Source organism: Oleiharenicola lentus, from assembly GCF_004118375.1.
Taxonomy (GTDB): domain Bacteria; phylum Verrucomicrobiota; class Verrucomicrobiia; order Opitutales; family Opitutaceae; genus Lacunisphaera; species Lacunisphaera lenta.
This window is the reverse complement of the sequence record NZ_SDHX01000001.1, coordinates 1,430,112-1,449,005: the sequence shown is the minus strand read 5'-3', so window position 1 is coordinate 1,449,005 and position 18,894 is coordinate 1,430,112. Positions and strand designations below refer to the sequence as shown.

Sequence of the window (18,894 nt, the reverse complement as noted above, 5' to 3'; positions counted from 1 at the left end):
GTGGTGAAGCCTGTCATAAGCGTGTTTCAGGCCAGCCGCGGAAGGAATTCAGGTCGGGCTGGCAGGAGCGGACCAGGTCATGGCCTTTACACAAACTGGTCGTGATCGCGAATGGTTCGGCGCGGCGATCATGACGATCGGCGTTCGACTCAAAATTTTGTTTGCTACGTCCGATTCTTTGGGGTCTGGTTGCCGCCCTTCGGTCGAAATCGGGACGTAGCTTAGCCTGGTAGAGCGCTTGCTTCGGGAGCAAGAGGTCGAGAGTTCGAATCTCTCCGTCCCGACCATTTTGGATCCGGTTCGCGAGTGCTTTGCGAACTAACTAGGCGGAGAGGAACGGGTTGAAGCGTCTTTCATTGGCCGCGGTCGTCAGTGGTCCGTGACCCGGCGCGATGACCGTATCGTCCGGCAAGAGGTCCATGATGCGGCGCGAGTGCTTAAGCTGGCGCTGGCAGCAGAAGTAGCCACCGCCTAGCGAGCCGGCAAAGATCAGGTCGCCGGAAATCAGCACCGCCGGGGCCTGGGGCCGAGCGGAGGATTTAATGAGGTAGCAGTTGTGTTCATCCGCGTGGCCGGGGGTGCTGAAGGCCGTGATGACGAGTCCGGCGTATTCGACCGTCTGCCCCTCGCCCAGCCCGCGACATTGCGGCCAGCGCCCGCTGGGCGGACCGTGAAACAAGCCAAGTTCGGATTCCCGCAGCACCACGTCCAAGCCGCCGACGTGCTCGGCTTCGTAATGCGTGACGAAGACCGCTTCGAGCCGTTGGATGTGCTCCGGCCAAGCCCGGTGCAACTCGGCGTGGCTGGCGCCGGTGTCGAACAGCAGCGCGCTGTCGCCGCCACTGGACAGGAGGTAGGCGTTGGCCACGCCCACGCCGAAGGGCATGCGCAGCGGGTGCAGGGCAAAGGGCAGGCCCGCGGGCTCGGGCAGCGGATATCGTCCCTGGGCAAGCGCAGTGAGACCGACTTCGTTGAGATTCAGCACCGAAGCGAGCCGCGACAGTTCGGCCAAGGTGAGGTCCGGGCGGTAATCGAAAGCGTCCTTGAGCCGGCCGGGGTCGAGGTTGGCCGCGGCAGCCAGGCTCTCCAGCGAGAGCGGCACGTTGCGGGCGGCCTTCTCCAACACGTCGCCCAGCTCGTCTTCGAGGGCTGGCTGGGCGGTGAGCGGCGGCATGCCGGGCAAGATAGGGAAAATCGCCTTTCATTCCAGCGGCGAATATCCCACGTTTCGCGCATGGACGCTGTTCAACAGGAAGTCACCGACATCTTCATCCGCACCAAGGCGCTGCTGCAGGGCCATTTTGTGCTGCGCTCGGGTCTGCACAGCGGACACTTCTTCCAGTGCGCCCAGGTGTGCCAGGACATGCCCGCCGTCGAGCGGCTTGGCACGCTGCTGAAGCAGAAGCTCGGCGGTCTCGCCTACGACACGGTGCTGGCCCCCGCCATGGGCGGACTCGTGATCGGCCAGGAAGTGGCGCGCCAATCGAAGAGCCGGTTCATTTTCGCCGAGAAGGAAAACAACGTGCTCGTGCTGCGCCGCGGGTTCACCTTCAAGCCGGGCGAGAAGGTGCTCGTCGTTGAGGACGTGATCACCCGCGGCGGTCGCGTGCAGGAGTGCCTCGACATCGTGCAGAAGATGGGTGGCACGACCGTGGCCGTGGCCGTGCTCGTGGACCGCAGCGCGGGCAACGCGAAGTTCAACGTGCCGACCTATTCCCTGCTCGAGATGAGCTACCCCACCTACCCGGCCGACCAGGTGCCGCCGGAAATCGCCAAGATCCCGGCGACCAAGCCGGGCAGCTGAGGGCCCAGGCGTGGCCATGACGGTGCGCGCCATCCTCTCGCCCCAATATACAAAAAGGCGCACCGGACGGTGCGCCTTTTCAATTTCTGGCGGACAGTGGAAGTCAGCGTGTGCTGTTGTTGAACGGCACGTAACGGAAACTGCCGCGGTAGTAGATGAACGCTAGGTTACGGCCCGGACGCAGGAGCTGACGGGCGGAGTTCACATCCACCACGGACTCGCGGTTGATGCTCACGATGACCACGCCGCGGGCAAAGATACCCTGATAAGGAGAGTTGTCGTCCAGTCCGGTGACGATGATGCCTTCCACGTCGTTGTTGACGCGATATTCGCGGCGCAGATCGGCGGTCAGGGCCTCGACGTGAACACCGGGAAGAAACTCACCGCTCGCGACCACGTCGTCGGGCCGCTGGCCCAGGGTCACTTCCTTGGTCTCCTGCTTGCTGTCGCGGATGATGGTGAGGGTGACCTTGGTGCCCGGGGTGAACTGGGCCACGATCAGGCGCAGGTCTTCCACCGTGGAAACGGGCCGGCCGTTGATGGCCGTGATGACGTCGTCGCGCTTGAGGCCGGCCTTGGCGGCGGGGCCGTCGGCGGGCATGTCGGCGACAATCACGCCCTTGGTTTCCTTGGGCAGCTTAAATTCTTCCGCCAGATCGGGCGTGACCTGGGTGGTGGAAACGCCGAGGTAGCCGCGGGCCACGGTGCCTGTCTCGATCAGGCTGTGCATGATGGCGCTGGCCAGGTTGATCGGAATGGCGAAGCCGATGCCAATGTTGCCCTGCGAAGTGGAGAGGATGGCGGAGTTGATGCCCACGAGCCGTCCGCGGGCGTCGATCAGCGCGCCGCCGGAATTGCCCTGGTTGATGGCGGCATCCGTCTGAATGAAGTCCTCATAGCCCTGGACCTCGTCGAGAATGCCAACCTTGCGGCTCGTGGCGGAGACGATGCCCATGGTGACGGTCTGGCCGACACCGAGCGGATTGCCGATGGCGAAGACCACATCGCCGACGCGGAGCGTGCCACTGTCGGCCAAGGTGACGGCGGGAAGATTTTCGCCCTCGATCTTGAGCACGGCGACATCGGTCTTGGGATCGGTGCCGATGACCTTGGCGGCGAACTTGCGCTCGTCATTGAGCGCCACCTCCACCTCGTCCGCGCCCTCAACCACGTGGTTGTTGGTCAGAATGTAGCCATCGGTGGAGACGATCACGCCGGAGCCAAGGCCCTTCTGGGTCTGCTCCCGGCCCTGGTAGCCCTGCCGGCGGAAAAACTCGGGAATCTGCTCACGCACCACCTTGGTGGAATAAACCGAGACCACCGCCGGCCGGATCGGATCGAGCACGTCGGCGTAGCTGGTGACGACGTTGGACTTCACGGCCGCGACGGGCGTGGAGTCGATCTTGAGTTCGGGTTTCTTGTTGGCGGCCTTCTTTTCGGCGGCGATCAGGCCAAGAGAAAGTCCGGCAATGCCGGAAACCAGAGCGAGCAGGGTGGCGAAAGACTTTGTTTTCATGCGGAAATGAGTGCGGGCACTGACATTAACCAACCCAGATGGTTCCGCCAGACAGACATTGGAAGTCGCCTAAATCCAGCGATTAAACCACATCAGGCGGTAATATTGCCCAGCGGGTAGTTCGATCCCGAAGATCAAGGGGAGCCAATAGATCAGCGCAGCGAACACAGCCCCCACCGCCAAGATACCAGGCAACTTGAGCCACCATCGCCGGTCTATCCATGCGTGGCCGCAATACCAGGCCAGAGCCAAGAAGGCAAAAACCGAGGCGGACTGATAATGGTAGAGGAAGAGACAGCGATTCACCAGCGCCCACGGCATCAAGTTGGACCCGTAGCCCAGCAAAATTACCGAAGTCACCAGCCAAGAAGGGGAATACTTGCCGGTCCGGAACCAGCCAACCGCTTGGCAAACCCACTGACCGGACATGGTGAGAATTGAAACGAGGGACAGCCAATAGAGCACCGGATTACCGAACAAGTGCACGCCCGAGAAGTAACGGACGGTCTGGCCATCGTCAGCAACTGCCTCCCTTACCTTGAAGTAATAGCTTATCGGGCGCTCCATCAGGGGCCAGAGATACCATTTCGAGCAATAGGGATGTTCGCCCACGGCGGCCGCCGATGAATGATAATCGAGGATCTGCCCATGGATTCCAAAGAATCCATACTGGTTGTTGAACTCGCGGTCGGGTATCCACAGGAAGCAATAGATAACCAGCGGGACGACCAACAGGCAGAACCATAGCATCAGGGGACGAACTGGCAGATGAGGCGATGCTTGGGTCGGAGCGGCGCCCAGCCTTGCAGGTCGAAGTCCTTCCGTGACCTGAATCAACTTGAGGCCCACCAGCAAGACGGACAGTGCCAGCATGTAACCCAATCCGTTCCACTTGATGGAAATCACACAGCCCAAAGCTACACCCGCCGCCAACAGCCAAGCGGAGGCCCGTTCCGGGTTTTGCAGGCTGCGCCCGACACACCAGTAGGCCAGAAAACCAAACACCGGCAGGAAAATATTATTCAGCGCAAAGCGCGAATCGACCACCAGGGAGCCGTCTACGGCGACAAAAAATGCCGCCAGCAGGGCGACAATGCGTTGGCCGGTAAGCTGACGGGCGAACATCCCCACCAGCAGGATCAGTCCGGTGCCTGCCAATGCATTAATCCAGCGATAGCTCAGTACGTCGATCTGCTCAAACCCCAGCGCGCAGACCGCTGGCAGGTCAAGCCACGGAAGGTGGTAATAAAGCCAGATCGAAATCGCCGACAGATAGTTGTAGAGCGGAGGGTGGACATGCAAAAACTGTGTGCCGACCAGATAGTCATATCCATACCGTGCGAAATGCACCTCATCAAACACCGCTGTCTGGATTGTCCCAATGTCGTGCGTGCGAAGAATCCCACCCATCAGAACCACGGCCCACAGCCCGATACGGAAGCCTCGGTCCCAGCGGATGGAATTGGAGGACATGGGGCAGGCCGGGTTTGATGCAGAGAGATGCCTGGCCGTCGGCTTCAGCGCCGCCGGCAGCAGTCAGTGGGACCGTCTTGGCGGGAAGGGAAAGATCAGCATCTGATTTTCACCATCCTAGCCAGTTAGGCCTTTAGTCCCGGACATGGGCGTCAAAATCCCTTGATTTTGAAAAGGCTGGTGACGCTCTCGTTCGTATTGATGCGCAGGATCGCTTCGCCCAGCAAAGGAGCGACGCTCAGAACCGTGATGGGCAGGCCGCGGGTGTCGATCGGCACGGAATTGGTCGTGATGAGTTCGTCAATGAGGCCGGTCTTCAGACGTTCGTAGGCCAGTTCGTTGAGCACGCAGTGGCTGACGGCGGCACGGATGCTCTTCGCGCCATGCTCCTTCAGGATCTTGGCGGCGGCCGTGAGCGTGCCGGCAGTCTCGGTGATGTCGTCCACGAGGAGCACATCGCAACCGGCAACCTCGCCGACGATGTTGATGGCCTCGACCTTGGTCGCGCTGGTGCGTTTCTTGGCCACAAGGCCCAGAGACGCGCCCAGGACATCGGCATAAGCCGCCGCCATCTTCATGCCGCCGACATCGGGCGAGAAAACCACGAGGTTGTTGCTGCGCTTGCTGGCGAGATACTGGAAGAAGACCGGCGAGGCGAAGAGGTGGTCCACCGGGATGTCGAAGAAGCCCTGGATTTGCTGGCTGTGCAGATCCATCGCGAGGACGCGGTTGGCACCGGCGGACATGAGCAGGTTGGCTACAAGCTTGGCGGTGATGGGGACGCGCGGCTGGTCTTTGCGGTCCTGGCGCGCGTAACCGTAGAACGGTATCACGGCCGTGATGCGCTGGGTCGAGGCGCGCTTCGCGGCATCGATCATGATCAGCAGCTCCATCAGGTGATGGTTCGTCGGCGGGCAGGTGGACTGGATGAAATAGGCGTCGGCGCCGCGGATGTTCTCGTTGATCTTAACGAAGGACTCCCCATCGGGGAAGCAGTTCACGGTCGCGTCGCCGAGCGGCACGCCGATGCTCTGGCAGATTTCCTCCGCCAGGGCGCGATTGGATGAACCGGAAAAGATCTTGAGCTTCGTGTCCCTCATTGCGGCCGCTTGGTAGCCGAGAAGGAGACGAGCGGGAAGTTTATTCTGGCTTTTCGAGCCGCTCGACGCGCTTGAAGAGGTCCGGCAGCCGCTGGTGGAGCACCGCCAGCCGCCGCTCCAGCATGTAGGGGATGGCGGGCGTGCCGTTCACGTAGGCGCCGGGGGCGACATCCGAGGTCACACCGGCCTGGCCGCCGGCCTTGCTGCCCTTGCCGAGGGTGATGTGGCCGGCAATGCCGGCCTGGCCGCCCAATATGACGTAGTCTTCCAGCGTGGTGCTCCCCGAGATGCCGACCTGGGAGCAGAGGATGCAGTGCTTGCCGATGACCACATTGTGGGCGACCTGCACCAGATTGTCGATTTTGGTGCCCTCCCCCACCACGGTGCGGCTGAAGCGGGCCCGGTCCAGGGTCGTGTTTGCCCCGATCTCAACATCATCTCCGATGACCACGGTGCCGATCTGGGGGACCTTCTCATGCCGTCCCTTGACGAATTCATACCCGAAGCCGTCGGCCCCCACGACCACGCCGGGTTGCAAGCGAACCCGGGCGCCGAGTTCGCAGGTCGTGGCAATCACGCAGCCGGGCATGACAAAACACCCGGCGCCGACGCGCGCATCCCGACCCACAAAAACCGAGGCCTGCAAAACCGTGCCCGCCCCGATCTGGGCGCCGTCCTCAATCACACAAAGGGGGCCGACATGCGCGGTCGTATCCACGACTGCGCCCGCCGCCACGACCGCGGAGGGATGGATGCCCGGCGCGGGCTTGGGCCAGAGGGCTTGTTCGATGCGTGCGCACAACCGGGCCAGTGCGGCGGAAGGATTCTCCACATGGAGGAAGACCTGCCCGGCCCGGGGTTCACCGACATAGTCCAAAGGCAGGAGCAGGACGGTAGCCGCACTGTCGGGGACCTGGGAGCGATACTTGGGATTGCCCAGAAAGGAAAGATCGCCGGGATGCGCGGCGGACAGCGAGGCAATGTCGGTCACCGACCGGTCGGCGCTGCCGGCGACTCGCTGGGCGCCAACGATGACGGCGATTTCCTCTGGGGTGTAGTTTACCTGCATGGCTTATTCGGGGAGGCCACTGGCCGGGCGGAAGTTCAACCCGACTGGTCCGGGCACAAAAAAGCCCTGTTCGGGTGAACAGGGCTTGGCAAGATAGTTGTGCCTCACTTCTTGGGTTCGGAGACACCGGGCACCGTGAACTGGGTGCCGGAAGCCGCCGGAGCGGCGGGCGCGGCGGCCGGGGCCGGGCGATCCTTGTTCACCTCGGCCAGCACGGCTTCGGTGATGTCGTAGCTCGGGTCGGCATAAAGCACGCTCGGGATGCCGAAGAGGGTCGGACCGGACTTGTCGAGCACGAGGGTGGCGCCGGTGCGCTTGGCGATGTCGGTGACCACCTTGCTGATTTCCTCAAGCAGGAGATCGCGATGCGTCTTCAGGCGTTGCTGCAGGGAGCGCTGCGTGGTTTGGCGAAACTGTTGCACCTCGGCCTGCTTGCGCTGGATCTCCTCGCCCTTCTTCTGGGCATCGGCCTCGGCCTTCGAGCGGGCCTCGGCGGTGAGGAGCGTGTTCTTGGACTGCTCGATCAACTCCTGGTATTCATCGACGAGTGCCTTGCCCTGCTTGTTGTATTCCTCGACCTGCTCCTGTGCCTTCTGCTCGAGATCGCGGAATTTGGCGGTCTGCTCCTCGGTCTTGTAATGGTTGTCGTAAACCCGGGCCATGTCGACCACGACGAGTTTCACGACCGGTTGGGCGTGCAGCGCGGCGAGGCCGGTGAACAGGGTGGCCAGGAGGGCGAATGAGCGAATCAGCTTATGCATAGGGACGGGATGAGATGAGGGGATTGAACGTTTAGAAGCGGGTGCCGAAGGAGAAATTGAACTGGTTGCCCTTGTCGTTGAAGCGATCCGTGGTGAGCGGAATGCCGAAATCGAGGCGGAGGGGCGCGCCGGCGACGAAGAGCATGATGCCGACGCCGATGTTGTCGTTGTAGTTCACCGGGCTGAAATCATACGCATCGGTGTTCACAAAGCCAGCATCGTAGAAGAAGGCCATGCGCATCGGCTTCACCAGGTCGAAGGAATACTCGAGGCTGAAGAAACCGTAGCTCTTGCCGCCCAGCGGCTCGCCAAAGTTGTCCTTCGGGCCGACATCGCGGAACTCAAAGCCGCGCAAATCGTTGGGGCCACCGAGGAAGTAGCGGTCGTAAAACGGCACGCCGGGGACAAAGGGCCCGAAGCTGACGGGGGCGCCCGTGCTCGGGTCGGTGATGGTGCGGAACTGCGGCTTGTCGCTGTCGCCGAAGCTCTCGACGACACCCACGCGGCCGATGAGGGCGAGCACCTGGTCCTGGAATTCGGCGACCGGGAAGAACTTGGAGCCGCGGAACTCGACGCGGTAATAATGATTGTCGCCACCGAAGGGGCCGCCCGCCAGGTCGAGGTTCAACGAGGTATAGTGACCGCGGGTGGTGCTGATGATCTTGTCGCGCGTATCCTGGGTGAGAATCAGGCCAACCCGCGAGGTGGTGGTGTTGCCCTCAAGAAGACGGAACGAAAGCGGCGCGCTCGGATCGACGTTGTCGATGTCCACGATTTCGTAGGTGTAGGACAGGCGCGACTCGAGCCAGTTGAAGAGGCGCTTGCGGGCGTAGATTTCGCCACCGGTGCGGATTTCCTCGTAGTAGGCGCTGTTGTAATCGGAGGTCGTGCGGTAGAGCTGGAAGCCGGTCGCAAGCTCGCGCTCGAGGAAGTAGGGCTCCTCGAAGGCCATGATGAGCTCGCTGGACTGCGAACCGATCTGGAAGCGCAGGCGGAACTTCTGGCCGTCGCCTTGGAAGAACGAGCGGCGGTTGAAGATGTCGAAGTTGGACTGCGTGACCTCGGCGAAAACCACGGCGCGCTCCAGTGAGCTGAAGCCGGCGCCAAAGGTCAGGTTGCCGGTGCGCGCCTCCTGCACGGAGATCTTGAGGGTGCGGCGTCCGGGGATGTTGGTGGACTCGTCGGTGACGTTGACCGGGTCCTCGAAGAAGCGGGTGTTCTCGAGGCGCAGCTTGCTGATCTTGAGACGCACGCTGTCGAAGACATCGCCGGGACCCAGCACGAGTTCGCGCAGGATCACGATGCTCTTGGTCTTGGTGTTACCCTCGATCTTGACCGACTCGACCTGGATGCGCTCGCCCTCGGTGATCTGGTACTCGACGTCGATGTTGCCGGTCTCCAGGTTGGGCTTGCGAACAAGGCGGACACGGGTGTCGGGCGGCAGGTAGCCGGCTCGGCCATAGAAGTCCTCGACTGACTCGCTGTCCTTGTCGAGGAGCGAGGGCTTGAACACGGCGCCCTTGCGCTGGCGGGGGATGAAGCGCAGCAGCGTCTCCGGATAGAGCTTGTTGCCGGTGAAGGAAATGTCGCCCACGCGATACTGGCGGCCCTCGTTGACGCGGATCGTGATGACCAGCTTGCCGGGTTTCGGGTAGTCGAAGGTGATCTTGTCCTCGGCGATCTCCACGTCGAGGAAGCCCTCCTCCTTGTAGAAGTCGCGCAGCTTGTTGAGATCCTCGTCAAACTCGTCGTCCTTGAGGCGGCCGGTGCCCATGAGCCATGAAATCCAGCTCCATTTCTTCGTCTCCATCTCCTTGCGCAGGCGGCGGGCCTTGACGCTGTCGTTGCCGACGAACCGGATGGTGTCGATTTTCACGCGGGCGCCTTCGCGCACCTTGAAGGTGACGGTGCTGAAGCCGGTCGAGCGGTTGCGGTCGATCGCATAGGTGACCTGCGCCTGGTTGAAACCGCGCTTCTGGTAATACTCGTAGATCTTCTGGCTGTCCTCCTTGATCTGGCGCTCGTCGAGCACGCCGTTGGCCACGGTCTTGGCCTCCTTCATGAGGCGGCGCGGCTTGATGGCCTTGGCGCCCTCGAACTCGACATTCAGCACGCGGAATTTCGGAGTCACTTCGAAGACAAAGTTCACGACGTTGCCGGCCGACTCGTCACGCTTGACCTCGATGAACTCGAACATGCCGGTGCGGTAGAGCGAGCGGATGTCGCGGTCGATCACGGCCTCGTCCAGCTCGGTGCCCTCGCGCAGGATCATGTTGGCGCGCACGATCTGTTCGCTGACACTGGCCATGCCGATGAACTTGATCGTGACGGTGCCGACCCGGGCGGGGGCGGCCTCTTCCTGAGCGGCCCCGGGGCCGGCCTGCGCCCGCAGCGCAGGGCTGAGAAGCGCGGTCAAAATGCAGACAAAAACAGCCCGGTTAACCAGGTTACGGAGTAAAGTTTTCAAAGCGCGTAATTTCTTGAAGGAAAGTCAGTTTCAAATCACCTACCGGTCCGTTACGTTGCTTGGCAACGATTAAATCCGCTGCGCCGGCAGCGGTCTGGAATTTTTCGTCGGCATCCTTGGGGCGGGACAGCATCAGCACTACGTCGGCATCTTGCTCAATGGAGCCGGATTCGCGCAAGTCCGACAAGCGGGGCGTGCGGTTTTCCTTTTCCGATGAGCGGTTGAGCTGGCTGAGGACCAGCACGGGCACGTCGAGTTCCTTGGCGAGGGCCTTTAATCCACGGGAGACCTCGGCAACCTGCTGTTCGCGGGGCGCGCGCGGATCGGTGCCGCTGAGCAGCTGGAGGTAGTCCACGATGACCATGCCCAGCTTCTTCCGGGCATGGATGCGGCGGGCCTTGGCCCGGAGCTCCATGATCGTGAGGTTGCTGGCGTCGTCGATGAGGATGGGGGCGCGCTTGAACTCCTCGGCGGTCCGTCCGAGGGCATTTACCTCGGCGCCGTCGCGGCTCACGAGGCCGTCGCGCAGCAGCTTCATGTTCACACGCGAACGGGCGCAAAGCATGCGCAGGGCGAGCTGGGAAGAGCTCATTTCAAGCGAGAACACCAGCACGGCCACCGGGTCGCCCTTCTTGGGCATGGCGGCGGCCTCGGCGATGTTCAGGGCGAAGCTGGTTTTGCCCATCGAGGGGCGGGCGGCAATGATGATCATTTCCTGCCGCTGGAAACCAAAGGTCATCGCATCGAGGTCCTTGAAGCCCGAGCTGACGCCCGTGAGCTCGCCCTTCTTCATGAGCAGCTTGGCGATGACGGTATTCGCGTCCTTGATCGCCTCCTTGATCTCCTGGGCGTTGTCGCTCACGCGGTCCTGGGTGACCTTGAAGAGGTCCTGCTCGATCTTGTCCACGAACTCCTCCAGCCCGCCGGTGAAGCTGTAGGCCTGTTCGACGGCCCCGGTGGCGGTCTTGATCAGCTCGCGCAGCAGGTGTTTTTCGCGTACCTTCTCGATGAAATAGCCGGCGTGCGCGGTGGTCGGGATCTTGCCCGTCACCTGCATCAGGTAGGGAAACCCGCCGACGGCCTCCAGCTGGCGCCGGGTCTTCAGTTCCTCGGCCAGGATTTCCAACGAAACCGGCGGACTCTTCTGGTAGAGTTCGAGCATGACCTCGAACAGCAGCCGGTTCTGCGGGAGGTAAAAGGCTTCCGCCGTGACGCGGGATTCCAGGCAGCGGGCAATGGTGTCGCTGCCGTCGAGCAGACAGCAGGCAATCACGTGTTCCTCGGCCTCCGCGCTGTGCGGGGGCGAACGATCCGGGGCGGCGGAGGGCAACGTCTGGGCACGCTCGGCGGAAGACGGGTAGCGCAGCACCTTGCCGGAGCGGGGATCGTTGCTGGAATCAGCCATGAGACGGTTCAGTGAGTGGGGCGCGACTCCGTGCCGCAACCCCCGATTATGAACATTTTCTTCATCGTGGGCTCAGGCGGCGGCGGGGTGTCCGGGCAAAAAAAAGCTGCGGGGTTAGCCGCAGCTCGGGAGTGACTCGGCCGCGCTCAGGAAGCGGCGGGCTCGATCGGGTTTTCGGAGACCACGTCGAAGTTGAGCTCGACGGTGACCTCGGGGTGCAGGCGGATGCTGACGGTGTGCTTGCCGAGCGTCTTGATCGGCTGGCCGAGGTGGATGCGCTTCTTCTCCACGGTGATGCCGGCGGCGGCCAGCTTGTCGTGGATGTCGTTGCCGGTGACGGCTCCGAAGAGCTTGCCGCCCTCGCCGGTCTTCACGGCAATGGCGATGCCAGCCTTCTCGATCTGCTTGGCGAGCGCCTGGGCGCCGTCGAGCTCCTTGGCTTCGCGGAGACCGCGGGCCTTCTTGAGGGCCTCGACCTGCTTGCGGTTGGCCACGGTGAGCGGCACAGCCTTGCCCTGGGGCAGGAGGAAATTGCGCGCATAGCCGGCGCGGACTTTGACCTGGTCGCCTTCGGCGCCGAGACCGTCAACGGGTTGAATGAGGAGGACTTCGCTGTTAGCCATGATGGGATTGGTTTAAATTTTCGGTTGGGACTCTGCGCGTGCTCAGAAGGGCACGTCTTCGTCGAGATTTTCCTGCGGCGCCGGGGCGGTCGCGGGACGCGGAGCGGCGCTGCGGGGGGCATAGGAGCGGGCTTCCCCACCCTCGCCGCCAGCACCACCTTCGGCACGACCGCTGCCGAGGAACTGGAAGTTCTCGAGGACGACCTTCATGCGGCTGCGCTTTTCCTTGGTGTTTTTGTCCTCCCACTGGTCGAGGCGCAGGCGGCCTTCGACGAAGAGCGGGCGGCCCTTGGTACAATACTTGGAGATGTTCTCGCCGGATTTGCCCCAGGCCTCGATGTCGATGTAGGTGACCTCCTCACGCTCGCCGCCGCTCTCGTCCTTGAACTTGCGGTTGACCGCGAGGCTGAACGTGCAGATGGCGGTGCCCTTCGGCGTGACCCGGAGCTCCGGGTCGCGCGTGAGGTTGCCGATGAGCATCACTTTGTTGAGATTGGCCATGGGGCGGAGGCGACGGGCGGAAACGCGCTCAGGCGTTCTGCACCTTGGCGCGGTAAACGGTGTCGTTGAGACGGAGACGCTCCTGCAGCTGGGCGGGGGCGGCGGCGGGGGCCGAGAAGGCCACCTGCACATAGACGCCGGCGGGGAACTTGGGGTCGGTCTTGCGCGCGAAATCGCGGCGGCCGAGGTTTTCGACGGCGGTGACGTCGCCCTGCACGGCGGCGATCTCCTTCTTCACGCCCTCGATGATCTGGTCCACGGAGTCTTCGCGGCCGCGGTTGTCGAGGATGAAGGTGGCTTTGTAGTTACGCTTGTTCTGGCTCATTGGTTTCTCGGCGGTTAAGTAAGTTCATGGCGCGGGCCGGTCCTTGGTCGAGAAGGAGGCGGAGGCCGTCCACGAGGGAATTGATTTTTTGGTCGATGAGGGAGTTTTCTGGAGGAGTGAATTTGCCCAACACGAAGTCTTTGAGGTCCATCCCGGCGGGGCGCGGGGCGCCGATGCCGAGCCGGTAGCGAACGAAGCCGTCGCCGACGTGCTCGAGCAGGCTCGCCACACCGTTGTGGCCGCCGGCGCTGCCGGTAACCGACACCTTCACGAGGCCGAGGGCGATGTTGAGATCGTCGTAGGCGGCGATGAGGGTGTCGGGCGAAACCTTGTGAAAGTCGAGCAAGGCGCGGAGGGCGCGCCCGCTTTCGTTCATGAAGGTCTGGGGCTTGACGAGCAGTCGCGTGACACCGGGGCGAACATCCCAGCGGGCGGTTTCGGCCTCGAAGCGGGATTCATGTTTCCACTTGAGACCTTCAGCGGCCGCCAGCGCCTCGACCACGGCGAAGCCGAAGTTGTGGCGGGTGGCGGCGTATTCGCGCCCGGGGTTGCCCAGTCCAGCGATCAGCGTGACGGACATGACTCAAAGAACAGCGAGCAAAACGGTCCGCCCACCGGAGCGGGCGGACCGGGAAAAGATTACTTCTTGGCGGGAGCGGCGGCCGGCTTGGCACCGGCGGCCGGAGCAGCGGCCTTGGCACCCGCGGCGGGGGCGGCGGCCTTGGCGTCGCCCGGCTTGGCGCCGGCGGCGGGAGCCGCGGCACCCGCGGCGGCGGGGGCGGCAGCACCCTCGGCACCGGCGGCGGCGGGAGCGCCTTCGCCCGCGGTCGGGGTCGCGACGGCGGCGACTTCCTCTTCCGGCGGGGCCACGCAGAGAACGACGGCCTGGCCAGGATTGTCGAGGAGCTCGACGCCGGCACCGACCTTGATGTCGCTGACATGGATGGCCTCACCCATCTTCAGCTCGGTGACGTTCACCTCGATGAAATCGGGCAGGTCCTTCGGGAGAGTGCGGATGCGCAGGCGCTTCGTGGCGGTGTCGAGCACGCCACCTTCGGTCTTGACGCCATAGGCCTCGCCGACGACGCGGACGGAGACGCTGATGACCATCTTCTCGTTTTCCTTCACTTCCTGAAGGTCAACATGGAGGTAGCGGTCGGTGATCGGGTCGCGCTGGATTTCCTGGAGAAAGGAGAGGGCGCTGGCGCCGGCATCGCGCTTGAGCTCGATGAGGGCGGCGCGACCGGCGATCTCCTTGAGGAGCTTGACGAACTCGGGCGCGTTGACGGCCAGAGTCTCGGGCTTCGTGTGCTTGCCGTAGAGGATGGCGGGAATCTGCTGGGCCTTGCGGAGGCGGCGGGAAGCGCTGCGGCCGGTGCCTTCGCGCGTGCTGACGGTGAGTTGGAATTTCTTCATGGTTTCGTTCCCCCTGTGACTCCGGAATTGGAGGCAGGCGTAATGGAAAAGAGGGCGAAGTTGTAGGACCGACCGGGGGCGAAGCAATCAAAACTTTGAAAGTGGCTGAACTTTCCGGGATTTTACACGATACGAGGATTGACAAGGCCTACAGCGGACCTCTTTTTGGCCGTTCCCTTTGGGGAGCCACGTTGCCCGGTAGCTCAGTGGCAGAGCAGGTGACTGTTAATCACTTGGTCGCTGGTTCGATCCCAGCCCGGGCAGCCATTCTTGGTCAGTGAGATGAGCAGGTAATCCGGCAAAAGCTAGGGCCACTAGAAGCTTTACTCTCCAGTCGGCGCCCCCGCTTAATTCGGGCTCAACCAGCCCATGCCCGATCCGGTTCAGCCCCAGTTTCATATCGACAGCCCCGCGGCATGGCGGCCGACCACGGCAAGCTTTGAGATCGCCGGCTGGCTTTACCCGGGCGAGGCTGTCCGCTGCCTCGACATCCGCGCCCGCGTGGACAAGCGACCCTCCTTGGGGCTTTACGGACTGGAACGGTCGGACACGCAGCAGATTTTCGGCGGTTCAGAAGCCGCGCTTAAAACGGGTTTCCTCCAAAGGGTGCAGGTCTGGCGCGGGGCCTCGACCCTAGCCTTGGACTGGCACGACGGCACGCAATGGCGGGAATTTTTCCGCACCCCACTCGATACCTGGGGCCTGCCGCCTTCCGCCACCAAGCCCGTACGCGTGCTCCGCGCGGCGCTCGTGCCGCAAACGCTCCATTATCTCTACCGGCATTTTCACCGCTCATCGTGGAGCGACCTCTGCCGCGAAACCGACCATGTCCTGGCCGAAATCCTCATGGCCAACACCGATGTGCCGGCCGGCGATCATTTTGTCGGCCACATCGAGAATCCCGGCCACTGGGTCAACGTTCTCTACGAGAAATTCCGTCTGACCGGCTGGATCTGCGGCCAGGGCGACCGCACCGTCGTCCGCCTCGGCGCCACCACCAGCGTGCTCGGCGAGAGCCGGCTCGTCTACCCCAAGGACCGTCCCGATGTCGCGGCCCACCGGCCCGATCTGCCCGGAGCCTCCAAATCCGGTTTCTACGGCCTAGTGGACATCCGCAAGGACTCCCCCAGCCCGGCCAACCTCGTCGTCGTCGCCGAAACTGCCGACGGACACCGCTCGGTCGCCTTCGCCCGCCGGCTCCACCTCGACCGCCGCGACGAACACTCCGGGCCGGTGCCGGTCTTCAAGCCGTTCCTCTTCTACCGAGTCGTCGCCGCCTTCCTGCGCGGCCGCCTGCTCGGCCGCTACCGGTTCGACAGCTGGCCCGACACGCGGGCCGAGATCGCCCGGCTCAAGGCCCAGCTCGCCTCCACCCTCAGCCACGGCGAGGACAAGAAAATCCCCGCGGCCATCGTGCGCCGCAAAGACCAGGACCCCTACACCCGTTGGTGCTGGCACAATCGCCTCACCCCGCGCCTGCGCTCCGTGTTGCAACAGGACGCCGCGGCCGCCGTGCAGGCCGGCGGTCCGCTCATCAGCGTGGTCGTGCCGGCCTACAACACGCCGGAGAAATACCTGCGCGAGCTCCTCGACTGCCTGCGGCAGCAGCTCTACCCGCGCTGGGAACTCTGCATCGCGGACGACGCCTCCCCGCAGCCGCACGTGCGCCGCATCCTCGAGGAAGCCGCCCGCGCCGACGCCCGGATCAAACCCGTTTTCCGCGCCGAGAACGGCCACATCTCCCGCGCGACCAACTCCGCACTCGATGTCGCCACCGGTGACTTCGTTGCCCTGCTCGATCACGACGATGTGCTGCCGCACGACTCGCTGCTGCACGTGGCCGAGGCGATCCTGCGCCACCCGACCGCTGGTTACCTCTATACCGACGAGGACAAGATCGACGACACCGGCCGGCGCTTCGACCCGCAGTTCAAGGGCGGTTGGAGCCCCGAGATGGCGATCACGCACAACTACACGCATCATCTCACCGTCATCCGCCGCGCCATCGTCGAAAAAGCCGGCCGGTTGCGCCCGGAGTTCAACGGCGCGCAGGACATCGATCTCTTCCTCCGCTGCTGGGAGCTGATCGACGCGAAGGACGTCATTCACGTTCCCTTCATCGGCTACCACTGGCGCGCCCACGCCGAGAGCACGGCCACGCGCGGCGACCAGAAGGGCTACCTCTTCGCCGCCGCCCGCAACGGCATCGCGGAAGCCATCGCGCGGCGTGGCCTGCGCGCCGAGCCAATGCTGCCGGAGTTCGCCAAAAATTACGCTCTCTGCCTCCACCAGCTGAAGTGGAGCCCCGACATCCTGCGCGAAAATCCGGTCACCATCGTCATCCCGACCAGGAACCGCGCCGACCTGCTCCAGACCTGCCTCGACTCACTCGCCCGCACCACGCCGCGCGAATCGGTGAAGGTCGTCATCGTGGACGACAACTCCGACGATCCGGCCACCCTCGCCTATCTCGCCTCCCTGCCCGCCCGCACCGATCTCCGGGTCGAGGTCGTGCACGCGCCGGCTCTGGCTGGCTCGAAGAACGATTCCGGCATCACCGTGCCCAAGACCGCCGAAACCGCGTCGCTCGCCGCCGCCGGCAAGGCGCTGCCCCCGGCCACTTCCGGTTTCAACTACTCGCGCCTAGTCAATCTCGGCACCGCCCGGGCGGACACGCCGTTGGTGCTTCATCTCAACAACGACGTCGAGGCGCTCGCGCCGGGCTGGCTGGAAGACATGGCCGGCTGGCTCAACGTGCCCGGCGTCGGCGTCGTCGGCGCCAAGCTCCTCTACCCTGACGGCACGGTGAACCACGCCGGCATCTCGCTCAGCCACGCGGACGGGCTGCCCCACGTGCTTTTCGAACGTGAACCCGCTGAGGAGCTCGGCTACATGTTTCTGCCGCACGCCGCACGCAACGTCGCCGCTGTCACCGGCGCGTGCCTGCTCACCCGCACCGATCTCTACCGCCGGCTCGACGGTTTCGACGAACCGAGCCTTCAAGTCGCCTACAACGACGTGGACTTCTGCCTTCGCGCGGGCGACGCCGGTTTCCGCACGGTCGTCAGCCCGCAGGCCGTGCTCCGCCACGTCGGCAGCGCCTCGCGCGGCCGGGTTTATGCCGAGCGCGAGCACGTCGCCTACATCGCCCGCCACGGCACACGGCGCGACCCCTACATCAGTGAGACGCTCGCGTTTCCGCCGCGCAACCTCCCGCTCAATCCCTACCACCAGCGCTGCGCCGAGACCCCGCGCCCCTTCCGCGCGCTGCTTATCACGCCCAATCTCAAGTTCGAGGGCGCGCCCATCTTCCTGTTCGAGCTCGCGCGCTTCCTCGCCGCGCAGCCCGGGGTGAGTCTAACGGTCGCCACCGCCGAGGACGGCCCGCTCCGCGCGCGCTTCGAGGGCGCCGGCCTCAAGGTCGAGCGCTGGGATGTGTCCGCGCTCACGGGCGCGCAAAACCCGGAAGCCTTCGCCGCGGCGCTGAAACAGTTTGCCGCCACCCGGAACTGGGACGCCGCCGAGGTCATCATCGGCAACACGCTGCTCAGCTTCTGGGCCGTGCATCTCGCGGCGCATCTCGGCCGGCCGTCGGCGCTTTACCTCCACGAAAGCAGCGCGGTGAAACGCTTCTTCCACGCCTCGCTGCCCGTGCTCATGCACCCGGTGGCCGAGGAGGCGCTGCGGCTCGCCACCCGCGTGGTGTTCACCGCGCAGTCCACGCGCGACATCCACGAGGAACTAAACCTCAACGACAATTTCCGCCTGCTGCCCAGCTGGGTGGATTTCGCCCGCATCGACGCCTTCGCCGCCGCCCACGCGCCGGCCGAACTCCGTCGCAAGCACGGCCTCGACCCCGACGCCGCCATCGTCGTCAACGTCGGCTCCGTCTGCGAGCGCAAGGGCCAGCACATCTACATCCGCGGCATCGACCTCCTGCGCAAGGAACTGCCCGATCTCTTCCCCGGAAAGAAAATCCAGTGGGTCATCGTTGGTGCGCGCGACGGACTCTACATGGAGACGCTGCGCGAGGACATCGCGCTCATGGGCCTGCAGGACACGGTCAAGATCTTCGCCGAGACGCCCGACATCTACGACTTCTACCGCCTGGCCGACCTGCTCGTCTGCACGAGCTTCGAGGAATCATTCCCGCGCGTGATCCTCGAGGCCATGGTCTTCGGCAACCGTATCGTCAGCACCGATGTGAACGGCATCGCCGAGATGCTCACCAACACCGACGAGGCCTACCTCGTGCCCGCCGGCGACCAGCACAAGCTCGCGGCCGCGCTTAAACGCGCGCTCGCCGACCACTTCGCCGGCAGCACCAAGATGCTCTCGATGGCCCGCGCTCGCGCCGCCCGCCACTACCACCACAGCCGCACCCTGCCCCGGCACCTGCAGGTGATCCGCGAGGCGTGGCTCGGCTGATCCTCC

At 63.9% G+C, this 18,894-nt stretch carries 15 protein-coding genes and 2 tRNA genes; 4 read left to right on the top strand and 13 right to left on the bottom strand.

Annotated elements, in window-relative coordinates:
- Positions 1–210 precede the first annotated feature (210 nt).
- Positions 211–287, top strand: a tRNA-Pro gene (locus ESB00_RS06050).
- Positions 288–322: 35 nt separating this feature from the next.
- Here the strand turns inward: ESB00_RS06050 and ESB00_RS06045 are convergent.
- Entirely contained in the window at positions 323–1,174 is an 852-nt protein-coding gene (locus ESB00_RS06045; RefSeq protein WP_129046824.1) for an MBL fold metallo-hydrolase, read from the bottom strand.
- A 60-nt stretch (positions 1,175–1,234) separates the two neighbouring features.
- Here ESB00_RS06045 and pyrE point away from each other — a divergent pair, with 60 nt between their 5' ends.
- Entirely contained in the window at positions 1,235–1,804 is a 570-nt protein-coding gene (gene pyrE / locus ESB00_RS06040; RefSeq protein ID WP_129046823.1) for an orotate phosphoribosyltransferase, read from the top strand.
- Between the two features lie 103 nt (positions 1,805–1,907).
- Here pyrE and ESB00_RS06035 read toward each other — a convergent pair whose 3' ends face one another.
- The 12 genes from ESB00_RS06035 to ESB00_RS05980 all read right to left on the bottom strand — a co-directional run bounded on the left by ESB00_RS06035 (position 1,908) and on the right by ESB00_RS05980 (position 14,460).
- A complete protein-coding gene (locus tag ESB00_RS06035) occupies positions 1,908–3,320 on the bottom strand; it encodes a Do family serine endopeptidase (RefSeq protein WP_129046822.1) in 1,413 nt (470 codons plus the stop codon).
- Positions 3,321–3,389: 69 nt separating this feature from the next.
- A complete protein-coding gene (locus ESB00_RS06030) occupies positions 3,390–4,793 on the bottom strand; it encodes a phospholipid carrier-dependent glycosyltransferase (protein ID WP_129046821.1) in 1,404 nt (467 codons plus the stop codon).
- Positions 4,794–4,945: 152 nt separating this feature from the next.
- Entirely contained in the window at positions 4,946–5,893 is a 948-nt protein-coding gene (locus ESB00_RS06025; RefSeq protein WP_129046820.1) for a ribose-phosphate diphosphokinase, read from the bottom strand.
- A gap of 40 nt (positions 5,894–5,933) precedes the next feature.
- Complete coding sequence (lpxD, locus tag ESB00_RS06020; RefSeq protein ID WP_129046819.1) at positions 5,934–6,962, bottom strand: UDP-3-O-(3-hydroxymyristoyl)glucosamine N-acyltransferase; 1,029 nt, start codon at positions 6,960–6,962, stop codon at positions 5,934–5,936.
- A gap of 104 nt (positions 6,963–7,066) precedes the next feature.
- Positions 7,067–7,723, bottom strand: a complete 657-nt coding sequence (locus tag ESB00_RS06015; RefSeq protein WP_129046818.1) for an OmpH/Skp family outer membrane protein — start codon at positions 7,721–7,723, stop codon at positions 7,067–7,069.
- A 31-nt stretch (positions 7,724–7,754) separates the two neighbouring features.
- Positions 7,755–10,139: an outer membrane protein assembly factor BamA gene (bamA, locus tag ESB00_RS06010; RefSeq protein ID WP_246026414.1), complete on the bottom strand. Its 2,385-nt coding sequence runs from the start codon at positions 10,137–10,139 to the stop codon at positions 7,755–7,757.
- A gap of 31 nt (positions 10,140–10,170) precedes the next feature.
- Positions 10,171–11,595: a replicative DNA helicase gene (gene dnaB / locus ESB00_RS06005; protein WP_129046817.1), complete on the bottom strand. Its 1,425-nt coding sequence runs from the start codon at positions 11,593–11,595 to the stop codon at positions 10,171–10,173.
- A gap of 146 nt (positions 11,596–11,741) precedes the next feature.
- Complete coding sequence (gene rplI / locus ESB00_RS06000; protein WP_129046816.1) at positions 11,742–12,218, bottom strand: 50S ribosomal protein L9; 477 nt, start codon at positions 12,216–12,218, stop codon at positions 11,742–11,744.
- 42 nt (positions 12,219–12,260) lie between these two features.
- On the bottom strand, positions 12,261–12,719 hold the full coding sequence (locus tag ESB00_RS05995; RefSeq protein WP_129046815.1) for a single-stranded DNA-binding protein: 459 nt from the start codon (positions 12,717–12,719) through the stop codon (positions 12,261–12,263).
- A 28-nt stretch (positions 12,720–12,747) separates the two neighbouring features.
- Complete coding sequence (locus ESB00_RS05990; RefSeq protein WP_129046814.1) at positions 12,748–13,044, bottom strand: 30S ribosomal protein S6; 297 nt, start codon at positions 13,042–13,044, stop codon at positions 12,748–12,750.
- Positions 13,025–13,624 carry an aminoacyl-tRNA hydrolase gene (gene pth / locus ESB00_RS05985; RefSeq protein ID WP_129046813.1) on the bottom strand — a complete coding sequence of 200 codons (600 nt, stop codon included), beginning with the start codon at positions 13,622–13,624 and terminating at the stop codon, positions 13,025–13,027. The genes ESB00_RS05990 and pth overlap by 20 nt, the downstream gene beginning before the upstream one ends.
- Positions 13,625–13,683: 59 nt before the next feature.
- The gene (locus ESB00_RS05980; RefSeq protein ID WP_129046812.1) at positions 13,684–14,460 is read right to left on the bottom strand and encodes a 50S ribosomal protein L25; all 777 of its coding nucleotides are present in this window, start codon (positions 14,458–14,460) and stop codon (positions 13,684–13,686) included.
- A gap of 192 nt (positions 14,461–14,652) precedes the next feature.
- Between ESB00_RS05980 and ESB00_RS05975 the strand changes: the two genes are divergently transcribed.
- Together ESB00_RS05975 and ESB00_RS05970 are read left to right on the top strand one after the other, a co-directional pair.
- Positions 14,653–14,727 (top strand) — tRNA-Asn (locus ESB00_RS05975).
- Positions 14,728–14,829: 102 nt separating this feature from the next.
- A complete protein-coding gene (locus ESB00_RS05970) occupies positions 14,830–18,888 on the top strand; it encodes a glycosyltransferase (RefSeq protein ID WP_129046811.1) in 4,059 nt (1,352 codons plus the stop codon).
- Positions 18,889–18,894 lie beyond the last annotated feature (6 nt).